Here is an 18,827-nt window from a genome sequence, read left to right on the forward strand (position 1 = left end):
CCTTCGTCGTACGACGACTCAGTCGCCGGCGACGGCCTTCTTGAACGCGGCGCCCGCCTTGAACGCCGGCGCCGTGGTCGCGGCGATCGCGATCTCCGCCCCCGTCTGGGGGTTGCGGCCGGTGCGAGCGGAGCGCTCCCGCGCCTCGAACGTGCCGAAGCCCGGCAGCGTGACCTTGTCGCCGGACGCGACGGCCTCGGTGATCGACGTCAGGACGGCGTCCAGGGCCGCATCGGCCTGGGATCCGTTGAGGCCGGTCTTCGCGGCAACGGCGTCGCTCAGCTGGGACTTGTTCATTCGTGTTCCTTTCAGTTGGTGAACGCATCGGGGTGCAGCAGCCGCGCGACCTCCTCGACCCCGAGGGACGAGCGCACGCCGCCACCGAACACCGGTTCCGGTACCCCGATGACACGATCGCTGCGCACGGCATCCGTGGTGGCGAGCCGGGCCTCGATGTAGGCGAGGGCGGTCTCGCGCACCTCTTCGTCGTTGTACGGGAAGACGATGACGTCGGGGTCGAGCCGCACGATCTTCTCAGGGGACCAGGCAGCGTAGTACTCGCCCTCGGGCAGGTGCGCCGAGGTGATCAGGTTGCGACCGCCCGCGCGCTCGAGCACGTCGGTGTAGAGCCCACCGGCCTGCACGTACAGCGTGGACTCGTAGACGCTGAGGATCGCGACCGACGCCGGCTCCTCGTCGGCGACGGCCTCCTCCGCTCCCGCGACGATGCCCTTCAGCTCCGTGACCAGGTCGGCGGCCTCCTCCTCGACGCCGAACAGGCGGCCGAGACGCTCGAGGTCCTCGTAGGTGTCGGGAACCGTGGTCTCGGTCTTCGTGTCGGCGCACAGCGACTCGCTCACCAGCACCGGCAGGCCGTCCTCGGCGTACGTCGCGCGCGTCGGCAGCCGCTTGCCGTCGAACCGCCAGTCCTGCTCGGCCAGCAGCAGGTCCGGGCGCTCGCCGATGACGGCCTCGGCGGACGGCTCCCCCTCGGTGACGACGCGGACGGCGTCGTAGGCGGCGGCATAGCGCTCCGACGGCGTGCCGTACTGCGTGTTGACCTGGCCGACGAGACGGTCCTCCAGGCCGAGGGCCACCATCATCTCGGTCATGGTCGGGTAGAACGACAGCACCCGCTCGGGCGGGGCGGCCACCGTCACCTCGGTGCCGCAGGAGTCGAAGGTCATCGGGAACGCCCCAGCAGCGCCGGCGGTGGTACCCGCCGCGGCCCCGGTCTCGGGGGCGGCGCCGCAGGCGGACAGGGCGAGCAGGGACAGCAGCGCCCCCACCGAGAGGCGGGTGCGTCGGGATCGGGTCATCGCGGTTCTTCCTGGTGAGTGATGGTCAGTGGTGCGGTCGAGAAACGAGGTCGGCCGGTGAGGGGGTGCGCGTCGACGTGCACGGCCACGCCGAACACCTCCCGAACGAGGTCGGGCGTGAGCACGTCGACGACCGGACCGCGAGCGACGACGCGGCCTCCGGCGAGCACGTGCACGAGGTCGCAGTAGGCGCCGGCCAGGTCGAGGTCGTGCAGGGCGACCACGGCGCTGGTGCCGCTGGCGCGCACCAGGCCGAGCAGGTCGTGCTGCGCGGCGACGTCGAGGTGGTTGGTGGGCTCGTCGAGCACGAGCAGCCGGGGCTCACCGACGAGCGCCCGCGCGAGCAGCACCCGTTGCCGCTCACCGCCGGAGAGCGTCGTGCACCGCCGGTCGACCAGGTGCGCGATCCCGACGCTGTCCACGGCGCGCGCCACCGCCGACCGATCGGCGTCCGAGAGCCCGCCCCACCCGGACGCGTGCGGCGCCCGGCCGAGCTCGACGACCTCACGCACCGACAGCTCGAGCGGCCCGGGCATCTGGGTGACGGCGGCCGTACGCCGGGCCGCGGCGCGGGCGGACAGCTCGCGCCACACGTCGGCGCCGTCGACGGCGACCACTCCGGCCTCCGGGCGCACCGCCCGGTACACCGCGCGCAAGAGGCTGGACTTGCCGCTGCCGTTGCCGCCCAGCAGCCCCACGACCGCGCCCTGCGGGACATGCAGGTCGGCGCCACCGAGGACCGCGCGGTCCCCGAGGTGCACGGTCAGCCCCTCGACCACCAAGGCGTCGCTCATCCGGCCACCTCGCCCCGGTCGCGGCGCAGCAGCCAGATGAGGAACGGCGCACCGACCAGCGCGGTGACGATCCCGACGGGGAGCTCCGCGGGCGCTCGCACGACACGGCAGAGGATGTCGACCAGCACCAGGTAGCAGCCGCCGAGCAGCAGCGAGAGCGGGACGACGCGGCGGTGCGCCGGTCCGACCAGCAGGCGCGCGACGTGCGGGATCATCAGCCCGACGAACCCGATCCCGCCGGCCACGGCGACGGCCACGCCCGTGCAGAGCGCGGCCACCAGGACCAGCTCCAGACGGAACCGCGGGAGGTCGACACCGAGGCTGCTCGCGGCGTCGTCGCCCAGGCTGAGCAGGTCGAGCGCGGTGGCGCGGTACAGCACGAGCACGGCGGCCAGGAGCACGACGGCCGTGGCGACCGGCAGGTCCGACCACGACGTACCGGCTAGGCTGCCGAGGATCCAGAAGAGGACGTTGGCCAGCTCCTCGGGGGTCGCGCGCAGCTGGAGGTAGCTGGTGACCGCCGCCATCAGGTAGCCCACCGCGACGCCGGCCAGCAGCATCCTCGGCGGGTCGATGCGGCCGTTCCGGCGGCCGAGGGCCAGCACCGCGACCATCGTCGCCGCGGCCCCGGCGAAGGCGACCACCGGGATCCCGAGGCCCGCGAGCGCCGCGATCCCCAGCGTCATCGCCGCCGTGGCCGCCGCCGACGCACCGGACGCCACCCCGAGGACGTAGGGGTCCGCGAGCGGGTTGCGCACCAACGCCTGCATCAGCACGCCGGCCAGGGACAGGCCGGCGCCGACGACGAAGGCGAGCAGGGTCCGCGGGAAGCGGTACTCCCACACGATCGTGTCGGTCGCGAGGTCGACGCCGTCACCCCAGCCGAACACGCGGCGCGCGAGCGTGGCGACCACGTCGCCGAGCGGCACCGGGACCGCCCCGGTCCCGACTCCGACCAGGACCAGCGCGACCCCGGCGACCGCGCACCCCGCCAGCAGGGCCGCGTGGCCGCGCGGACCCAGCAGGTAGGGGCCGGGACGCGGCCGGGAAACGGAGGACACGAGGGGGAACGCTAAACCATAATGAGAATCATGTTCAACACGGTCCAGTCCTTCTCACCCGCCTTCCGGCGGTTCGCGCTCTCCCGGGTCCTGGTGTGGTCGGGAGCGGCGACCAGCCTGGTCGCGCTTCCGGTGCTGGTGTACGACCTGACCGGGAGCGCCACCGCCACGGCCGCCCTCGCCGCGCTCGAGGCCGCGCCGTACCTCGCCTTCGGGCTCGTCGCCGGCGCCTGGGGCGACCGCTTCACCCGGGCCTGGACCCTGACCGGCGCCGGCCTCGCGAGCGCGGCGCTGCTCGCGAGCGTGCCGATCGCCGCGCAGGTGTCGACGCTCCACGTCGCGCACGTCCTCGCCGTCGCGACCGCCGTCGGCATCCTGGGCGTCTTCGCGGACGCCGCCGCGTTCGGCTCGATCACGACGCTCGTCGATCGCGGCGAGCTCGCCGGCGCCCAGGGCCTGCTCACCACGGTCGGCACCCTGGTCGGGGTCGCCGGGCCGGCCGTCGGCGGTGCCCTGCTCGCCCGGGTCGGCGCGGTCCACGTGCTCTGGGTCGAGGTGGCGGCGTACGTCGCCGGCGCCGCCCTGCTGACCGGGCTTCGGCTCGGCGGCGGCGTCCGGCCGGCCGGCGCCTCCCTCCTCGGCTCGATCTCGGAGGGGCTGCGGTTCGTGCTGCGCGAGCCGCTCGTGCGCAGGCTGACGCTCTGCGGCATCGGGGTCAGCCTCGCGAGCGGAGGCGTCGTGGGGCTGCAGGTGGCCCTCGCCGTCGACGAGCTCGGCGTCCCCCTCGACGGCCACGAGCTCGGCCTGCTCCTGGCCGCGGGCGCCTGCGGAAGCGCGGCAGCCGGGTTGCTCGCGCCCACCGTCCGGCGCCGGTGGCGCGCGGGCCTGGTGGCTTCGGTCGGCTACCTGGCCGGATTCGCCGCGGTCTGTGCGCTGGCGCTCAGCCCCGGGTGGCTGGCAGCCGCGGCCCTGCTCGCGGCATGGCACCTGGTCGCCACGACCGTCATCGTCAACGGGATCGTCGCGCGTCAGACGCTCGCGCCGGACGAGCTGCAGTCGCGGGTCAACGCGACCGCCCGGATGATCGCGTGGGGAGGGCAGCCCCTCGGCGCGCTGCTCGCCGCCGCGCTGGTCACCGTGGTCGACGTCCGGACCACGATCCTGCTCCTCTCGACGGCACTGCTGGCCTCCGCGCTGGCGGCCTGGGCCAGCGGCCTGCACCGACTCGCGGTCTCACCTGCGTCCTGATTGGAACGATTTTCATTATCGTAAGGCCGGTGAGTACTCCCGCTACCGTCGCGCCCCGGCGCCTGAACCAGGGTCACGCGGTGCTCGGCGGCCTCGTGCTGGTCGCGCTGATTCAGCGCTGGCTGGTGCCCCGCCTGGACTTCCCCGCCCTCCAGACGTGGAGCACGATCTTCGTCGCGATGGTGCTCCAGGCGCTGCCGTTCCTCGTCGGTGGCGTGCTGCTCGCCGCGGCGATCTCCGCGTTCGTCACCGAGGACCGGCTCCGCCGGCTCACCCCGCGCAGCCCCTGGCTCGGCGTACCCGCCGCGGGCGCGGCCGGGATCGCGCTGCCGGGCTGCGAGTGCGCGTCCGTGCCCGTCGCCGCCGGACTGGTACGGCGCGGGGTCGCCCCCGCGGTCGCGTTCACGTTCATGCTCGCGGCCCCCGCGGTGAACCCGGTGGTGCTCGTGTCGACCGCGGTCGCGTTCTCCGGCCGCACCGACATGGTCGCCGCGCGGTTCGCGGCGTCGATGGCCACGGCCGTCCTCGTCGGCTGGTGGTGGCAGTGGCGCGGCGGCGGCGTACCGCTGCTGGCGACCAGCCGCCACCAGCACGCGACCGGCTGGCGCGGGTTCGCCGACAGCGCCCGGCACGACGTCGTGCACGCGGGCGGGTTCCTCGTGGCGGGCGCGGCGATCGCGGCCGCGGTCAGCGCGCTGCTCCCCCGCGCCGTCCTCGACGCCGTCGCCGGCAGCCCGGTCCTCGCCGTGCTGGCGCTCGCGACGTTCGCGTTCGTGGTCGCCATGTGCTCGGAGGCCGACGCGTTCGTCGCGGCCAGCCTGACGATGTTCTCGGACACCGCGAAGCTCGTGTTCCTCGTCGTCGGCCCGGCGATGGACGTGAAGCTCGCCGCGATGGGCGCGGGCACGTTCGGCAGCGTGTTCGCCGCCCGCTTCGTGCCCGTCGTCCTGCTCGTCGCCGTCGGGTGTGCCGTGCTGACGGGGACGGTGCTGTTGTGAAGCGGGAGGCTCAGGCGCTCCTCCTCGTCCTGGTCGGCGCGTTCGCGATCCGGCTCGGCTGGACCGACGAGCACCTGATCTACGTGCGCGACTGGGTGCGCTGGCCGTTGATCGCCGCGGGGCTCGTCCTCCTCGCGCTCGCGGCCGGCCTGGTGTTCTCGCCGCACGGCGACACCGAGCCGGCGCCGCGGACGGCGTGGCTGCTGTTCGCGCCGTTCGTGGTGCTGCTCCTGGTGAGCCCGCCGCCGCTCGGCGCCGACTTCGCGGAGCGGTCCGCGGGCACGCCGTACCGCGACCCGGGCCGAGCGGTCTTGGGCCTGCGCCCGCTCCCGGCCGGCGACCCGGTCCCGCTGGCGGTGGGCGACTTCTACGTGCGGGCGCGGTACGACGCCGGCGCGAGCCTCATCGGGCGCCGGGTCGAGCTGACCGGGTTCGTGAGCGAGGACCCGGAGGGGCGGTGGTACGTCACGCGCTTCGAGATCGCCTGCTGCGCCGCCGACGCCATCGCCGTGCGCGTCCGGGTCGACGGTGCGGACGCGGCGCCGGCCCGGGACACCTGGGTCCGGGTCACCGGGACCTGGGTCGACGGGAGTGGGGTCGCTCGCCGCTCCGGCTCCCCCGCGGTCGAGGCCGACGCCGTCGAGGAGATCGAGATGCCGCGCAACCCCTACGAATGACCCCTGGAAATGACGCCTAGGACTGGGGATCCCGGACGGCACCGGGCATCACCAGGGTCGCGATGCCGGTGGTGAGGGGCACCGCGAGCACCAGCCCGATGCTGCTGGCCAGGGTCCGGACCAGCTCCTGGGTGATCTCCTCGGTCGCGAGGAGGTCCCCGACCGGCAGGCCGTAGAGCTGCAGCAGCATCAGCACGGTGAGCGCGGTGCCGGCGTACGCGAACACGATCGTGTAGATCGTCGAGGCGATGTGGTCGCGGCCGATCCGCATGCCGCTCGCGAAGACCTCGAGCCGGCCGGCCGCCGGCGCCGCGGCGCGGATCTCCCACACCGAGGAGGCCTGCGTGATCGTGACGTCGTTGAGCACACCGAGCCCGGCGACGACGATCGCGCACGCGAACAGGCTCTGGAAGTCGAGCTCCCCGGCGACCGCCGACAGGATCCCGCCGGTCTCGTCCGCGATGCCGGTCGCGCGGGTGGCCGACGTCGCGAGCACGCCGATGCCGGCGGTGAGCAGCACACCCGCGAGGGTCCCGGCCAGCGCCGCCGACGTCCGCACCGAGAAGCCGTGGGTCGTGTAGAGGACGACGAACATGATCGCCGCGGAGCCGGCCAGCCCGACCGCGAGCCCGGAGGAGCCGAGGACCAGTGCGGGCAGCATGAACTGCCAGACGACCAGACCGCTGAACACCAGCCCGAACAGCGCGAAGAGCCCGCGCCAGCGCGCGACCACGAGCACCAGGACGACGAACGCGGCCAGCAGCACGAGCAGCGGGCCGGTGCGCACGGTGCCGAAGTAGGAGTACGACGGCTCCATGCCGTCGGCCTCCGGGGTGCGCAGCAGCTTGACCCGGTCGCCCGCCGTGAGGCCCGACGTGCTGACCTCGGGCGGGACCGACACCGTCGCGGGGTCGCCCTTGCCGGCGCCCTCGTCGACGGTCACCACGACGTTGCCGCAGTCCTCCTCGATGCGGCCCTGGCTGGCGCAGGCCGGCTGCACCTCCTCGACCGTCGCGGTCGGGAACGTGACGCCCGGCGCCGCGAAGCTCACCCCGTCGGCAACCTCGTCGATCTCGGCGCCGTCCGGCCAGAGCAGCAGCAGCCCGATCAGCGTCGCGAGCAGCGCGAGGGCCAGCGAGCCGAGCAGCACCGCCCGCGGCCCGCGCGGCACCACCACCCCGTCGTCCGGGCCTGCTCGGTGCGATCCGTGTGCGTGCCCGGTCCCCATGGGGACATCGTTCCGTACGCCGGAGGAAGTCTGCGCGGTGGACGCCCGTTTCCCGACCGGCAGACCCGCCTCAGCTCGACGCGGCGGACCCGTAGCGTTGCGCAACCCACGCGCCGAGCCGTCGGGCCAGCAGCTCCAGCGCCGCGGCCGCGACGCCGCGCGAGTCCCAGGCGGCGACCAGGCGCACGCTGAGCACCTCCTCGCCGAAGTCGATCGCGACCGGCCGGAGGTCGAAGCGCGGGTCGTCGGACACCACGGCCACGCCTCGCCCGGAGGCCGCCAGGGCCTGGGCGATCGTGCCGTTCGCGGCCTCGACGAGACCGGAGTACGACGCACCGCGCGTCGCCACGGCGGTGTCGAGCGCCTCTCGCGCCGTGAACGCCGGCGGACCCACCACCAAGGGTCGCTCCAGCAGCTCCGACAGCGCGACCCGCTCGCGCCCGGACCACGGGTCGTCCGCCGGGACGTAGGCCCAGACCGGCAGCACCGCCAGGGGCCTCGAGCCCCACGGCTCGTGCGGACGCTGGGTCCCGATCGCCAGGTCCGCGCCGGCCTGCAGCAGCTCGGTCGTGGTCCGCCCGTCACCCTGGCGCACGTCGACGACCGGGTCGTCGGCCGACATCGTCGCCACGAACGGCGAGACGATGTCGGTGAGCGTGACCGTCGGCGCCGCGATCGTCACCCGCTCGAGCCCGCCGCCGGCGTGGTACGCCGCTCGTCGCTGCAGGGCGTCGGCGCTCGCGAGCAGGTCGCGCGCCGCCGGCAGCAGCGCCCGGCCGTTGCGGTTCAGCGCCAGCCGTCCGGCGCTGCGGTCGAAGAGCGCGACGCCGAGGTCCTGCTCCAGCTGGCGTAGCTGGCGCGACAGCGCGGGCTGGGTCACATGGACCCGGGCCGCGGCGGCGCTCACGCTGCCGGCGTCCGCCGTCGCAACGAAGTAGCGCACGTGCCGCAGCTGCACCCGGGCCTCCCATGCCTCAGAGGCATCGATCTGCAACGGACTAGGTATTGGACAGCATAGGTGACGCCTTTCGAGACTGGCGGCATGACTGCGCCCACGCTCGACGCCACCGTCCCGCAGGAACGCCGCCTGGTCACCGAGGTCCCCGGTCCGGCCTCGCGGAGCCTGATGGCCCGCAAGCTGTCCGCGGTCGCCGCGGGCGTCGGCACCACGATGCCGGTGTTCGCCGCCCGCGCCGGTGGCGGCATCGTCGTGGACGTCGACGGCAACCAGCTCATCGACCTCGGGTCGGGCATCGCCGTGACCACGGTCGGCGCCAGCGCGCCGCGGGTGGTGGAGGCCGTGCAGGAGCAGGTCGCCGCCTTCACGCACACGTGCTTCATGGTCACGCCGTACGAGGGGTACGTCGCGGTCGCGGAGGCGCTGAACCGGCTGACGCCGGGCGACCACGCCAAGCGCACCGCACTGTTCAACTCCGGCGCCGAGGCGGTCGAGAACGCCGTGAAGATCGCGCGCTCCCACACCGGCCGGCAGGCCGTCGTCGTGTTCGACCACGCCTACCACGGCCGCACCAACCTCACGATGGCGATGACCGCGAAGAACATGCCGTACAAGCACGGCTTCGGCCCGTTCGCCGGCGAGGTCTACCGCGCCCCACTGTCCTACCCCTACCGCGACGGCGGCACCGACGGCGTGGTCGCGGCCCTCCAGGCGATCGACGTGATCGAGAAGCAGGTCGGCGCCGCCAACCTGGCCGCGGTCGTGATCGAGCCGATCCAGGGCGAGGGCGGGTTCATCGAGCCGGCCGCCGGCTTCCTGCCCGCGCTGGCCACCTGGTGCCGCGACAACGGCGTCGTGTTCGTCGCCGACGAGGTGCAGACCGGCTTCGCCCGCACCGGCGACATGTTCGCCTGCGACCGCGAGGGCGTGGTCCCCGACCTGATCGTCACCGCCAAGGGCATCGCCGGTGGCCTCCCGCTCTCCGCGGTCACCGGCCGGGCCGAGGTCATGGACGCCGCGCACGTCGGCGGCCTCGGCGGCACGTACGGCGGCAACCCGCTGGCCTGTGCCGCCGCGCTAGCCGCGATCGAGACCATCGAGGCCGAGGACCTGGTCGCCCGGGCGCGCGAGATCGAGGCGGTCCTGCTCGACCGGCTCCGCCGCATCGAGGCCCGCGACGCCCGCATCGGCGACATCCGTGGTCGCGGCGCCATGGTCGCCGTCGAGCTCGTGCACGCCGGCACGGACGTCCCCGACCCGGAGCTGGCGAAGGCGGTCGCCACCGCGGCCCACCGCCAGGGTGTGATCGTGCTGACCTGCGGCACCCACGGCAACGTGCTGCGGTTCCTGCCTCCGCTGTCGATCTCCGACGAGCTGCTGCACGACGCGTTCGACGTGCTCGCCGCGACCTTCGAGGTGACCCGATGAGCACGTTCCGCGTCGAGGACCCGGCCTCGCTCGAGGTCGTCGCCGAAGTGCCCGACCAGGGCCCCGACGACGCCCGCGCCGCGGTCGACCGCGCGCACGCGGCGTTCCCCGAGTGGTCGCGCACGTCTCCGCGGCACCGCTCCGACGTGCTGCGCCGCGCGCACGAGCTGATGCTGCGCGACAAGGACGAGCTCACCGCGCTGATCGCCCGCGAGAACGGCAAGTCGCTGGTCGACGCCGCCGCCGAGGTCGGCTACGCGGCCGAGTTCTTCCGCTGGTTCTCCGAGGAGGCCGTCCGGCCCGGCGGCGAGTACGGCGAGGCGCCGGCCGGCGGCGTGCGGACGCTGGTCTCGCACCGGCCGGTGGGCGTGGCCGCGCTCGTCACCCCCTGGAACTTCCCGGCCGCGATGGCGACCCGCAAGATCGGTCCCGCGCTCGCGGCCGGGTGCACCGTGGTGCTGAAGCCCGCCGCGGAGACCCCGCTCACCGCGCTCGCGGTCGCCCGCCTGCTCACCGAGGCCGGCGTACCGGACGGCGCCGTCGAGGTCGTCACGACGACCGACGCCGCAGGGGTCGTGTCCGCGTGGCTCTCCGACGACCGCGTGCGGAAGGTGTCGTTCACCGGCTCGACCGGAGTCGGCCGGACGCTGCTGCACCAGGCCGCCGACCGCGTGCTCAACGCATCGATGGAGCTCGGCGGCAACGCGCCCGTCGTCGTCACCGAGGACGCCGACCTCGAGCAGGCCGTCGCGGGCACGATGATCGCGAAGTTCCGCAACGGTGGGCAGGCGTGCACCGCGGCCAACCGGATCTACGTGCACAGTGACGTCGCGTTCGACTTCCTCGCCCGGCTGGGCGCCGAGGTCGAGAAGCTGACCGTCGGCCCGGCGGCCGACGGCGCCGCGATCGGACCGGTCATCTCGGCCGCGGCGCTCCACCGGATCACCGAGGCCGTCGACCTCGCCGTGCGCGAGGGCGCCCGCGTCTCGCACCAGGCGGAGCTCCCGGACGCGCCCGGCCACTTCTACCCGCCGACGGTGCTCGCCGACGTCGCGCCGGACGCGACGATCCTCCGGGAGGAGATCTTCGGCCCGGTCGCCCCGGTCGTCGTGTGGCGCGACGAGGAGGAGCTGCTCCGGCTGGTGAACGACACCGAGTACGGGCTCGCGGCGTACGTCTTCGCCGGCGAGCTCGGCCGCGCCGTCCGGCTCGGCGAGCGGATCGACGCCGGCATGGTCGGCATCAACCGCGGCCTGGTCTCCGACCCGTCCGCGCCGTTCGGAGGCGTCAAGCAGAGCGGCCTCGGCCGCGAGGGGGCGCGCGACGGGCTGCGCGAGTTCCAGGAGACGCAGTACCTCAGCATCGACTGGTCGTGATCGCTGTCCGGGCCGGATGATCGACCAGCGTGCGGTCGTGCGCGGGGGGTCACGTAGGACCACGCTCCGCCCCCCGGGCCGAAAGACCCGAAGATCGGAACCGCGCCCGTCGCGGGCGGCATAATTGCGGCTCAACGACGGAGCTGCGCGAGGGGAGACCCGTGGAGTGGCAGGCGAGGTAGCACCGGCGCGACGCGCCGTGGATCCCGCCGAGCGCGCCTGGTGGCTGGTCGGGCTCGCCCTGGTCGCGATGCTGGTGGTCACCGACATCGTCGCGCAGCGGCAGATCAACGGTGCCTTCGGCATCGGCGCGGTCGTGGCGGCGTTCTGGTGCAGCCCGCTGCGCACCCTGGCGGTCGCGGTCGTCGCGACGGTCGCCTCGGTCGGCTCCGGGGTGTGGCACGACGACCTCGGCGAGCCCGCGTGGACGGTTCGCTTCCTCACCTGTCTGATGCTGTGCGCGATCGCGCTGGCGACGGCGACGATGAACCAGCGCCGGCGCCAGCAGGTCCAGCGCACCCAGCTGCTCGCCCAGCAGGTGCTCGACGCGCTGGCCGTGGAGCTGACCGGCGCGCGCACGGTCAAGGAGGTCGCCGACGGGTTCATGGGGCACGCCGTCGCCGTGCTCGGCGCGAAGTCGGCGATGGTGCTGTCGCTCGACCCCGACGAGGTGCTGCGCACGGTCACCTGGGACGGGCGCCGCGGCCACGGGGCCGACCAGTTCCAGGAGGTGCCGCTCAGCAGCGACGTGCCCGGCGCGGTGGCCGCCCGCGAGGGCGTCGACCTGCACTACCGCAGCGTGCGCGAGATCGAGGCGGCCTTCCCGAGCCTGGCCGGCTACTACACCACCGAGCTGAGCCTGCACGTGCTGCCGCTGCGCCGCGGTGACGAGACCCTCGGGTTGCTGGCGCTGACCTTCCCGCCCGGCTCCTTCGGGCCGGCCGAGGACGGCTTCCTGCACTCGCTGGCCGGGGCGCTGGCCAGCGCGCTGCGGCGTGCGCACGAGCTGCAGCTGGCCGACGCGGCAACCCAGCGCACCGCGCTGCTCGCCGAGGCGTCCATGACGTTGTCGCGCAGCCTCGACATGGAGGCGACGCTCGCCGAGGTCGTGCGGCTGCTGGTGCCGCGGTTCGCGGACTGGTGCGCCGTCCAGCTGCTCCGGGACGGCGAGCTCGAGACCGTCGCGATCCAGCACCGCGACGCCGAGACCACCGAGTGGGCCCGGAGCGTGGGCGACGCGTTCCCGACGAACACCGACGCCCCGAGCGGCGCGCCGAACGTCGTGCGCACCGGCCGCAGCGAGATCTACACCTTCATCTCGACCGACATGGTCGACGCGGCCGCCGTCGACGACGAGCACCGCGCGATCCTGCGGCGCATGGGCTTCACCAGCGCGATCGTCGCCCCGCTCCGTGGCCGGGACCGGATCCTCGGCGCGGTGACCCTGATCCACGCCGAGTCGGGACGGCGGTACTCCGAGGAGGACCTGACGTTCCTCGAGGAGATCGCCGAGCGGGTCGCGCTCGCGCTGGACACCGCCGCGACGTTCGAGCAGCAGTCCGAGCGGCTCGCCGGCGTCACGCTCGTCGCCGAGGCGGCACAACGCGCGATCCTGGCGCCGCCGCCACCGCGGGTCGGTCCGTTGGCGCTCACCGCGCGCTACATCTCCGCCGGCGTCGAGGCCCAGGTCGGCGGCGACCTCTACGAGCTGGTGGCCCGCCCCACGTCGGTGCGGTTGCTGGTCGGCGACGTGCGCGGCAAGGGCCTGGGCGCGGTCCGTACGGCGACCGTCGTTCTGGGTGAGTTCCGCGCCGCCGCGGCGGGCGGCGGCGACATCGCCGAGGTGGCCCGCGAGATCGATCAGCGCCTGGTGCCGTACCTGCCCGACGTCGAGGACTTCGTCACCGGCGTCCTGGTCGACATCGACCACGACGGCCGGTTCAGCATCGTGTCCTGCGGTCACCCGCCGCCGGTCCTGGTGACCGCCGACGGGGAGGTCCGCACGATCGACCTCGACCACGGCGTCCCGCTCGGGCTCGGGACCGACCCCGAGCCGACCCACGGTCGCCTCCGCCCGGGCGACCGCCTGCTGCTCTACACCGACGGCCTCATCGAGGCGCGCTCCCCGGACGGGTCGTTCGTCGACCCCGCGCCGTTCCTCTCCGCGCTCGTCGACGCTCCGGCCGAGGCCGCGCTCGACGACCTGCTCGACTCCCTGAAGGAAGCGGCCGGACAGTCGCTGGACGACGACCTCGCCCTGCTCCTCGCCTGCTTCGACCCGCAGCCCTGACCGCTACTCCCGGTCGGGCAGCGGCAACCGGGCGCGCAGCCACGAGACGGTGCCCTCGCTGAGACCCCGTGCCTTGGGGCGGTGCTGCAGCGGCGCGACCACCAGCGCACAGTCCTCGGGCAGCATCGCCTTCACCTCGTGGTAGACCCGCGACACGGTCTCGTCGGTCTCCGCGACCAGCAACCCCGGCCCCGCCTCGACCAGCTCGCGCCACGGCCCGGGAGCCCGCACGACGACGTCGACCTGGGCCGCGTCGGAGAGCCACACCAGCTGAACTGTCACGTCAGCGTTGTGCCCACCCGACGCGGCCGGCAACCCGGGGACACGTCAGCCGAGCAGCTCCTCCATCGTCTCGATCTCCTGGAGCTGCGCGGTCTCGATGTCCTCGGCGAGCGCGACGGCGTCGGCGAACTCGCCGTCCTCCTGCTCGGCCCGGGCCATCTCGACCGCGCCCTCGTGGTGCTCGATCATCATCTCGAGCCACAGGTCCTGGAACTCATCGTCCGAGGCGTGCTGGAGCTCGTCCATCTCCTCCGCCGACATCATCCCGGGCATGTCGGTGTCCATGCCCTCCATCTGCTCGGACATGTCGCCGCCCATGTCGTGGCCGGCGTTGGCGTGGTCGCGCATGGTCTCCGGGACCTCGTGGTCCCAGTCGGTCAGCCAGTCCGCCATCGTCTCGATCTCGGGGCCCTGGGCGGCCCGGATCGCCTCGGCGAGCTGTTGCACCTGCGGGTCCAGCGGGCGCCCCTGGGTCAGGTCGACCATGGACAGCGCCTGCGCGTGGTGCTGGACCATGTCGGACGCGAACGCGACGTCCGCGTCGTTGAACACGTCGCCGTTGCGCGCGGTCTGGGTGCCTGAAGGCGCACCGGATCCGTCGGAGTCGTCGCCGCAGGCCGCGAGGGTGACGCTCAGCGCGGTCGCCAGCGCGACCGCGGCCGCAGTGCGTCGGAAGGGGTGGGTACGTCGGGTGTGCATGGTGGTTCTCTCCTGAACGGGTTGCTGAGACGGGTCGCGGAAGTCCGCCGCGACCCGGCGCCACCAGGGCGCGCGGACGCGGCGGTGCCGACCCTCAGCACCGCTGGACGCAGAGCAGCGTCAGGTCCGGCGGCGCCGGACCTCGCGCGCGGGCCTGCACCGAGGCCGAGACGGCTGCGGCGGGAACCCCTACGAGCGCGGCTCGCAACCGCGTCGCCGATCCGGATCGCCACGCTCCGAGCCCGGTCAGCACCATCGCGGCGAGGACGGCGACGCACGCTCCGACGACCAGGCCCTCGTGGTGGTCCTGGTTGCCACCCTGGTCGCCGCCGTGCTCGACCCCGTGCTCGACCCCGTGCTCGACGCCGTGCGTCACCGAGACGGGAGCGCTGACGTCGACCGGGCCGACGGCGTGGTCGGACAGACCGTGCATCGCGAAGAGACCACCGAGGGCGACGAGCAGCATCAGCCAGCGAGCGGCTGCGCCCGAAGGACGCCGGCGAGCACCGGGCATCGGCAGGCTCGACCTGAACCCGCGCGCATCCCTCAGCACTCCGGCCATCGGCCTCATCGTAGAGCCAGGCCGAAGCCAGCTTGCGCCGACAGGTCAGTCACGCACGAGCCACCGGCCCCTGCTCTGCGGCGGCGATGATCGGCGCGGGTGGCGATGCCGACCGCCGAACTTGGCGGGCGCACCCACCCGTCCCAGTCAGAGAGCCTTCACGAATTCTGCGAATTCAACGCCCCGCGGTGTCGTAGCGTCCAGTCGTCTTGCCCGTCGGGTTAGCGCACCTTCGCGATCACGTAACTAATGTCCTCTGGGCGGGCGCTGGGACGGCTAGCCTCTTGCCAGTACACGAGGTCACCCTGACCGCCGATGTCCCGAAGACCGAGTTTGTTGCCGACCGTCATCACCTTGTCGCGGGAGCGGTCGTAGAGATAGCCACCGATCTCTCGTGGCCCAGTCGTCTCGACCCACAGGACCGTGTCTTTCGTAACGACGGGGTAGCCGAAGCCTCCTGAGGGAGTGGAGACAAATGAAACTTCGCTGCCTGTTGCGAGCTCGTGGACGGTAATGCGGTCAACGGGTCCGTCGATAACCCAGGCGACCGCGTCGGGCCCCGCCGCTAGGCCAAAGGGCACTTCGCCGGGCCGGAGCGAGACCGTCGCGACGACCTCCGGGGTGGAGGCTGCTGATAGCTGGCGCACGACGGTGAACCGATCCCCGTAGCCCTTGCTCCCCAGAAAGCGCTGAGATTGGATAGCAAAGAGGCCCGCATCTGATGCGGTTGGGAATGCGGCGCCGGAGATCGCGGAGGCCGGACTGCAATCGGCAACTGTGCAGCCCCAGATATCGGACTTCTCCTTTCGCATCGATCCGGAGACCTGGGCCCAGTACACGCGATCGTTTCGGAGCACGGCGCCGGTCCAACCGGGGGGCATGATCGGAGGGTTGCCGTCTTCTAGGTCCGGCGCGGCCGCAAGCTCGTCAGTCGCGCCGGTACTGCGGTCGTTGGCCATGAGGTGCCAGGGGCTCACCGTGAGTTCCGTGTCGGGGTCTTCCATCCAGACGACGTACTTGGCCGATAGCTCTGGGTTCAGGGCATTTTGCGGATGGTCGTTCGGAACAGTGGGCACGTCGCCGGTCTTCGTCAGGCCCGAGCCGGAGACCCGCCAGAGGCTCAGACGTGCCTGCCTGACACCCATTCGACCGCTGAACTCCCTCGTGTCCAACAGGACCTCCCGGCCATGGACTGCCGCGATCACCGACGTTTGGTCGTGAGCTAGGAACGGGATTCGGGCCAGAATCTCCACTTCGCCTTCAATCGGCGGCGCATCGTCGACGCTCCTCCCATCGGGCTGGGTTGCCGTAGGCGATTGCGTCGGTTGCGAACTGCTCGACGCCGTCTCCGATTGCTTCGCCGGCCGACTTGGCTCAGCCGACTTTTCGGACGCCGACCCGCTCGTGGAACAGCTCAGGAGTGCGAAGCTGCACGCCAGCCCGAGCCAGATCCGTAGGCCCCTTACCATGTAATTCCATTCGCTTGGACGAACGTGTTGACGAAGGAGTTCGTTCCGTAAGAGAACTTCGGCTGCACCCCGGACCAGTAGGTCGCGGGGTCGGCGAAGTATGAAGTAGCCCCGCTCCCGCTGTAGCCGTAAACGGCGATCCAGTGGCCGATAGCAGCCCCGATCTGAGGGTCGTAGGCCAGGTTTGAGGGCACGGTCCGAGTGAGAAGTCGCCGAGGCCCGAGAACGGTGGGGACACAGACAGAACCAACCCAGTTGTTTGCGACACGGTCGCAGTCGGCGGCCTGTGACGTCAAGGCCTCCTTGACATCCTCCAGTCGGGCCCTGACCCGTCCTCGATCGCCAACCGGCTCTCGTTGCGTTCTACTGCGCATTGAGGCCGGCTGATCGCGAGAGATCTGACCCAAGTCAGCCTGCTTCCTGACGTCAGGATCCCCTTGACGCGGGCCTTCGGTTGGCGGTCGGTCCAGTCGATCCACCGGTCTACGCCAAGGTCCTGCGTGAGCGTTCGAACGGGCTCGGCGACGTGTTCACGGCCGCCATGGGCGGCGCGGGTGGCGATGCGTCAGCAGCCGCCGTCCGCCGGAGACGAACTACGGGCCCGTGATCTGCGCCTTCGCAGGTCACGGGCCCGTCTATCTGAGCCGCCTGTCGGAATCGAACCGACGACCTTCTCCTTCCGGGTCAAACGTCAATCTGTGCGCGGAGATGGCGTTCCTGAGCGCGATCTGAGCACAATCTGGCCCCTGCGCGTTTTGCGCTAGCCCCCACTCAGCACCGGAATCACGCGGCGATGCACCGGGATCCGCACCGGGATCAGAACTGTGCCGCCGGTAAGGGGGGTCAACGGCATAGGGGGTTACATGACGACGACTGACTTCAACAGCCCTGTCCACGTCCAGCCTGCCCTCCTAACGCCCGCTGAGGTGTCCGAGATCCTCCAGGTCCCGACCCGCACTCTGGAACGGTGGCGCACCGAACGCCGTGGCCCTCGCTTCGGCCGCTTCGGCCGCCACGTCCGCTATCGGCGCGTCGACGTCGACGCGTACATCAGCGCCGCCTGTGGCGACGGCTTCGACCTCTGGATGGCATCCTGATGGGCGCCGAGCGTCTCCAGCCGGGCGAGTTCGGCGATCCGTGGTTCAACGACCGGCACTCGGAGGTCACGAGCAAGGGTCGGCCACGTGCGAATCCGATGACCTCCGAGCAGATCAAGAACGACCCCAAGGCGCGGTGGGAGGCATACGTTCGCTACCGCGACCACTCGGGGCGCTACCGCGAACTCTTTGGCTCTGGCCCCACGAAGGGCGCTGCCCGTCGGTCCCTGGAGCGCAAGGTCGAGACGACGCGCCACAGCATGGGCGCCACGGGCGACCTTGATGCCCGCACGTCGGTCGAGACGCTCGCTCGGAGCTGGCTCGCCGAGCGCAGAGAAAAGGGACAGGGCCGCCATCAGACGCTCGTGAAGTACGAACAGGAGGTCGACAAGGCGATCGTCCAAAAGTGGGGTGGGCTGGCGATCGGGACGGTGACGACCGAGCGCCTCCACCGCGGCCTCGGCGAGATCGAGAAGACCCGCTCGACTCGTCAGACCCGCACAGTCCTGTCTCAGGTGTTCGGGTACGCCGTCGCACTCGGCGCTCTCAAAGCCAACCCGATGCAAGGCCTGCCGAGCGAGATCACACCGCGGGGGCGGAGGAAGAAGCGCAAGGCCACGCCTCGGTCGCTCACCCCGGAGGAGACGTCCGCGGTGCTCGCTGCCGTCGCCGAGTGGGAGAAGCCAAACCCGGGCGGCGGCCCTCGGCCGTCAGGCGTCCTGTCCCTCGCAGTAGAGGTCATGCTCGCCACCGGCTGTCGGATCGGCGAGTGCCTTGCCATCGAGTGGCGCGACGTCCACCTGGACGACGAAATGCCTTGGGTGCGCATTGCCGCGACGCTCGTCGAGCCGAGCCGCAAGGGCGATCCGACCCTCCACCGCCAGGCGTTCACGAAGGGCGACCAGGAGGAGGACGACGAGCCGGGCCGCGACGTGGCGTTGTCGCCGCAGGCAGCGGCAGCGCTCCACGCACACCGCAAGCGGACCCCTTACCGGCGCCAGGTCGATCCTGTCTTCGCGAACCGGACGGGTGGCTGGCTGTGGCCCGGGAACGTGCGTCGGATGCTCAGGACCGCGGCGGAACGGCACGCGCCGGAAGTCACCGACCTCCACCCGCACCTCTTTCGATCTACCGTCGCCACGGTGGTGTCCGAGACGTACGGCGTGGAGGTCGCCCAAGAGATGCTCGGGCACACGAACGGGGCGACGACGCAGCGCTACTACGTGGCGAAGAAGCGGCGCGTCGTTCATGGACAGGATGCGGTGGTCGCGTGGCGGGCTGGCGCGAGCCCGAACTGACCTTCGATCGGTCGCCGATCGCAGCGCGCGGGCGCGATCGAGT

General features: G+C 72.4%; 18 protein-coding genes. 8 read left to right on the top strand and 10 right to left on the bottom strand.

Annotated elements, in window-relative coordinates; translation table 11 throughout:
- Window positions 1–18: 18 nt before the first annotated feature.
- The 4 genes from ABD875_RS00740 to ABD875_RS00755 are packed head-to-tail and all read right to left on the bottom strand — an operon-like array spanning window position 19 to window position 3,174.
- Window positions 19–297: an HU family DNA-binding protein gene (locus ABD875_RS00740; RefSeq protein ID WP_345170544.1), complete on the bottom strand. Its 279-nt coding sequence runs from the start codon at window positions 295–297 to the stop codon at window positions 19–21.
- An 11-nt stretch (window positions 298–308) separates the two neighbouring features.
- Complete coding sequence (locus ABD875_RS00745; protein WP_345170546.1) at window positions 309–1,319, bottom strand: ABC transporter substrate-binding protein; 1,011 nt, start codon at window positions 1,317–1,319, stop codon at window positions 309–311.
- Window positions 1,316–2,113: an ABC transporter ATP-binding protein gene (locus tag ABD875_RS00750; protein ID WP_345170548.1), complete on the bottom strand. Its 798-nt coding sequence runs from the start codon at window positions 2,111–2,113 to the stop codon at window positions 1,316–1,318. Before ABD875_RS00750 ends, ABD875_RS00745 begins: the two co-directional genes overlap by 4 nt.
- Complete coding sequence (locus tag ABD875_RS00755; protein ID WP_345170550.1) at window positions 2,110–3,174, bottom strand: FecCD family ABC transporter permease; 1,065 nt, start codon at window positions 3,172–3,174, stop codon at window positions 2,110–2,112. Before ABD875_RS00755 ends, ABD875_RS00750 begins: the two co-directional genes overlap by 4 nt.
- Before the next feature lie 30 nt (window positions 3,175–3,204).
- Between ABD875_RS00755 and ABD875_RS00760 the strand changes: the two genes are divergently transcribed.
- The 3 genes from ABD875_RS00760 to ABD875_RS00770 are packed head-to-tail and all read left to right on the top strand — an operon-like array spanning window position 3,205 to window position 6,097.
- Complete coding sequence (locus ABD875_RS00760; RefSeq protein ID WP_345170552.1) at window positions 3,205–4,422, top strand: MFS transporter; 1,218 nt, start codon at window positions 3,205–3,207, stop codon at window positions 4,420–4,422.
- Between the two features lie 29 nt (window positions 4,423–4,451).
- Window positions 4,452–5,420 (top strand): permease, encoded by a 969-nt coding sequence (locus ABD875_RS00765; protein ID WP_345170554.1) that lies wholly within the window; start codon window positions 4,452–4,454, stop codon window positions 5,418–5,420.
- A complete protein-coding gene (locus ABD875_RS00770) occupies window positions 5,417–6,097 on the top strand; it encodes a TIGR03943 family putative permease subunit (RefSeq protein ID WP_345170555.1) in 681 nt (226 codons plus the stop codon). Before ABD875_RS00765 ends, ABD875_RS00770 begins: the two co-directional genes overlap by 4 nt.
- Before the next feature lie 16 nt (window positions 6,098–6,113).
- On the opposite strand, the gene ABD875_RS00775 is transcribed toward ABD875_RS00770, so the two are convergent.
- The gene (locus ABD875_RS00775; protein WP_345170556.1) at window positions 6,114–7,325 is read right to left on the bottom strand and encodes a YibE/F family protein; all 1,212 of its coding nucleotides are present in this window, start codon (window positions 7,323–7,325) and stop codon (window positions 6,114–6,116) included.
- 70 nt (window positions 7,326–7,395) lie between these two features.
- The gene (locus ABD875_RS00780; protein WP_345170557.1) at window positions 7,396–8,283 is read right to left on the bottom strand and encodes a LysR family transcriptional regulator; all 888 of its coding nucleotides are present in this window, start codon (window positions 8,281–8,283) and stop codon (window positions 7,396–7,398) included.
- 84 nt (window positions 8,284–8,367) lie between these two features.
- Between ABD875_RS00780 and gabT the strand changes: the two genes are divergently transcribed.
- The 3 genes from gabT (at window position 8,368) to ABD875_RS00795 (ending at window position 13,377) form a co-directional block, all read left to right on the top strand.
- Window positions 8,368–9,711 (top strand): 4-aminobutyrate--2-oxoglutarate transaminase, encoded by a 1,344-nt coding sequence (gene gabT / locus ABD875_RS00785; protein ID WP_345170558.1) that lies wholly within the window; start codon window positions 8,368–8,370, stop codon window positions 9,709–9,711.
- Window positions 9,708–11,087 (top strand): NAD-dependent succinate-semialdehyde dehydrogenase, encoded by a 1,380-nt coding sequence (locus ABD875_RS00790; RefSeq protein ID WP_345170559.1) that lies wholly within the window; start codon window positions 9,708–9,710, stop codon window positions 11,085–11,087. Before gabT ends, ABD875_RS00790 begins: the two co-directional genes overlap by 4 nt.
- 199 nt (window positions 11,088–11,286) lie before the next feature.
- The gene (locus ABD875_RS00795) at window positions 11,287–13,377 is read left to right on the top strand and encodes a GAF domain-containing SpoIIE family protein phosphatase (protein WP_345170560.1); all 2,091 of its coding nucleotides are present in this window, start codon (window positions 11,287–11,289) and stop codon (window positions 13,375–13,377) included.
- Window positions 13,378–13,380: 3 nt separating this feature from the next.
- Here ABD875_RS00795 and ABD875_RS00800 read toward each other — a convergent pair whose 3' ends face one another.
- The 4 genes from ABD875_RS00800 to ABD875_RS00815 form a co-directional block, all read right to left on the bottom strand.
- Window positions 13,381–13,659, bottom strand: a complete 279-nt coding sequence (locus tag ABD875_RS00800; protein ID WP_345170561.1) for a hypothetical protein — start codon at window positions 13,657–13,659, stop codon at window positions 13,381–13,383.
- Between the two features lie 45 nt (window positions 13,660–13,704).
- Window positions 13,705–14,358, bottom strand: coding sequence for a DUF305 domain-containing protein (locus ABD875_RS00805; RefSeq protein WP_345170562.1), 654 nt, complete (start codon window positions 14,356–14,358; stop codon window positions 13,705–13,707).
- 94 nt (window positions 14,359–14,452) lie between these two features.
- Window positions 14,453–14,920 carry a DUF6153 family protein gene (locus ABD875_RS00810; RefSeq protein ID WP_345170563.1) on the bottom strand — a complete coding sequence of 156 codons (468 nt, stop codon included), beginning with the start codon at window positions 14,918–14,920 and terminating at the stop codon, window positions 14,453–14,455.
- A 221-nt stretch (window positions 14,921–15,141) separates the two neighbouring features.
- On the bottom strand, window positions 15,142–16,173 hold the full coding sequence (locus tag ABD875_RS00815; protein WP_345170564.1) for a hypothetical protein: 1,032 nt from the start codon (window positions 16,171–16,173) through the stop codon (window positions 15,142–15,144).
- A 1,079-nt stretch (window positions 16,174–17,252) separates the two neighbouring features.
- Here ABD875_RS00815 and ABD875_RS00820 point away from each other — a divergent pair.
- Both ABD875_RS00820 and ABD875_RS00825 read left to right on the top strand, forming a co-directional pair.
- On the top strand, window positions 17,253–17,486 hold the full coding sequence (locus ABD875_RS00820) for a helix-turn-helix domain-containing protein (protein ID WP_345170565.1): 234 nt from the start codon (window positions 17,253–17,255) through the stop codon (window positions 17,484–17,486).
- On the top strand, window positions 17,486–18,784 hold the full coding sequence (locus tag ABD875_RS00825) for a tyrosine-type recombinase/integrase (RefSeq protein WP_345170566.1): 1,299 nt from the start codon (window positions 17,486–17,488) through the stop codon (window positions 18,782–18,784). Before ABD875_RS00820 ends, ABD875_RS00825 begins: the two co-directional genes overlap by 1 nt.
- Window positions 18,785–18,827: the final 43 nt, after the last annotated feature.

Source organism: Nocardioides caricicola (genome assembly GCF_039541135.1).
Taxonomy (GTDB): domain Bacteria; phylum Actinomycetota; class Actinomycetes; order Propionibacteriales; family Nocardioidaceae; genus Nocardioides; species Nocardioides caricicola.

Coding starts and splice junctions, on each gene's coding strand:
- ABD875_RS00825 (WP_345170566.1), top strand. CDS start 17,486: ATGGGCGCCGAGCGTCTCCAGCCGGGCGAGTTCGGCGATCCGTGGTTC.
- ABD875_RS00760 (WP_345170552.1), top strand. CDS start 3,205: ATGTTCAACACGGTCCAGTCCTTCTCACCCGCCTTCCGGCGGTTCGCG.
- ABD875_RS00790 (WP_345170559.1), top strand. CDS start 9,708: ATGAGCACGTTCCGCGTCGAGGACCCGGCCTCGCTCGAGGTCGTCGCC.
- ABD875_RS00750 (WP_345170548.1), bottom strand. CDS start 2,113: ATGAGCGACGCCTTGGTGGTCGAGGGGCTGACCGTGCACCTCGGGGAC.
- ABD875_RS00740 (WP_345170544.1), bottom strand. CDS start 297: ATGAACAAGTCCCAGCTGAGCGACGCCGTTGCCGCGAAGACCGGCCTC.
- ABD875_RS00745 (WP_345170546.1), bottom strand. CDS start 1,319: ATGACCCGATCCCGACGCACCCGCCTCTCGGTGGGGGCGCTGCTGTCC.
- ABD875_RS00810 (WP_345170563.1), bottom strand. CDS start 14,920: ATGGCCGGAGTGCTGAGGGATGCGCGCGGGTTCAGGTCGAGCCTGCCG.
- ABD875_RS00775 (WP_345170556.1), bottom strand. CDS start 7,325: ATGGGGACCGGGCACGCACACGGATCGCACCGAGCAGGCCCGGACGAC.
- gabT (WP_345170558.1), top strand. CDS start 8,368: ATGACTGCGCCCACGCTCGACGCCACCGTCCCGCAGGAACGCCGCCTG.
- ABD875_RS00820 (WP_345170565.1), top strand. CDS start 17,253: ATGACGACGACTGACTTCAACAGCCCTGTCCACGTCCAGCCTGCCCTC.
- ABD875_RS00805 (WP_345170562.1), bottom strand. CDS start 14,358: ATGCACACCCGACGTACCCACCCCTTCCGACGCACTGCGGCCGCGGTC.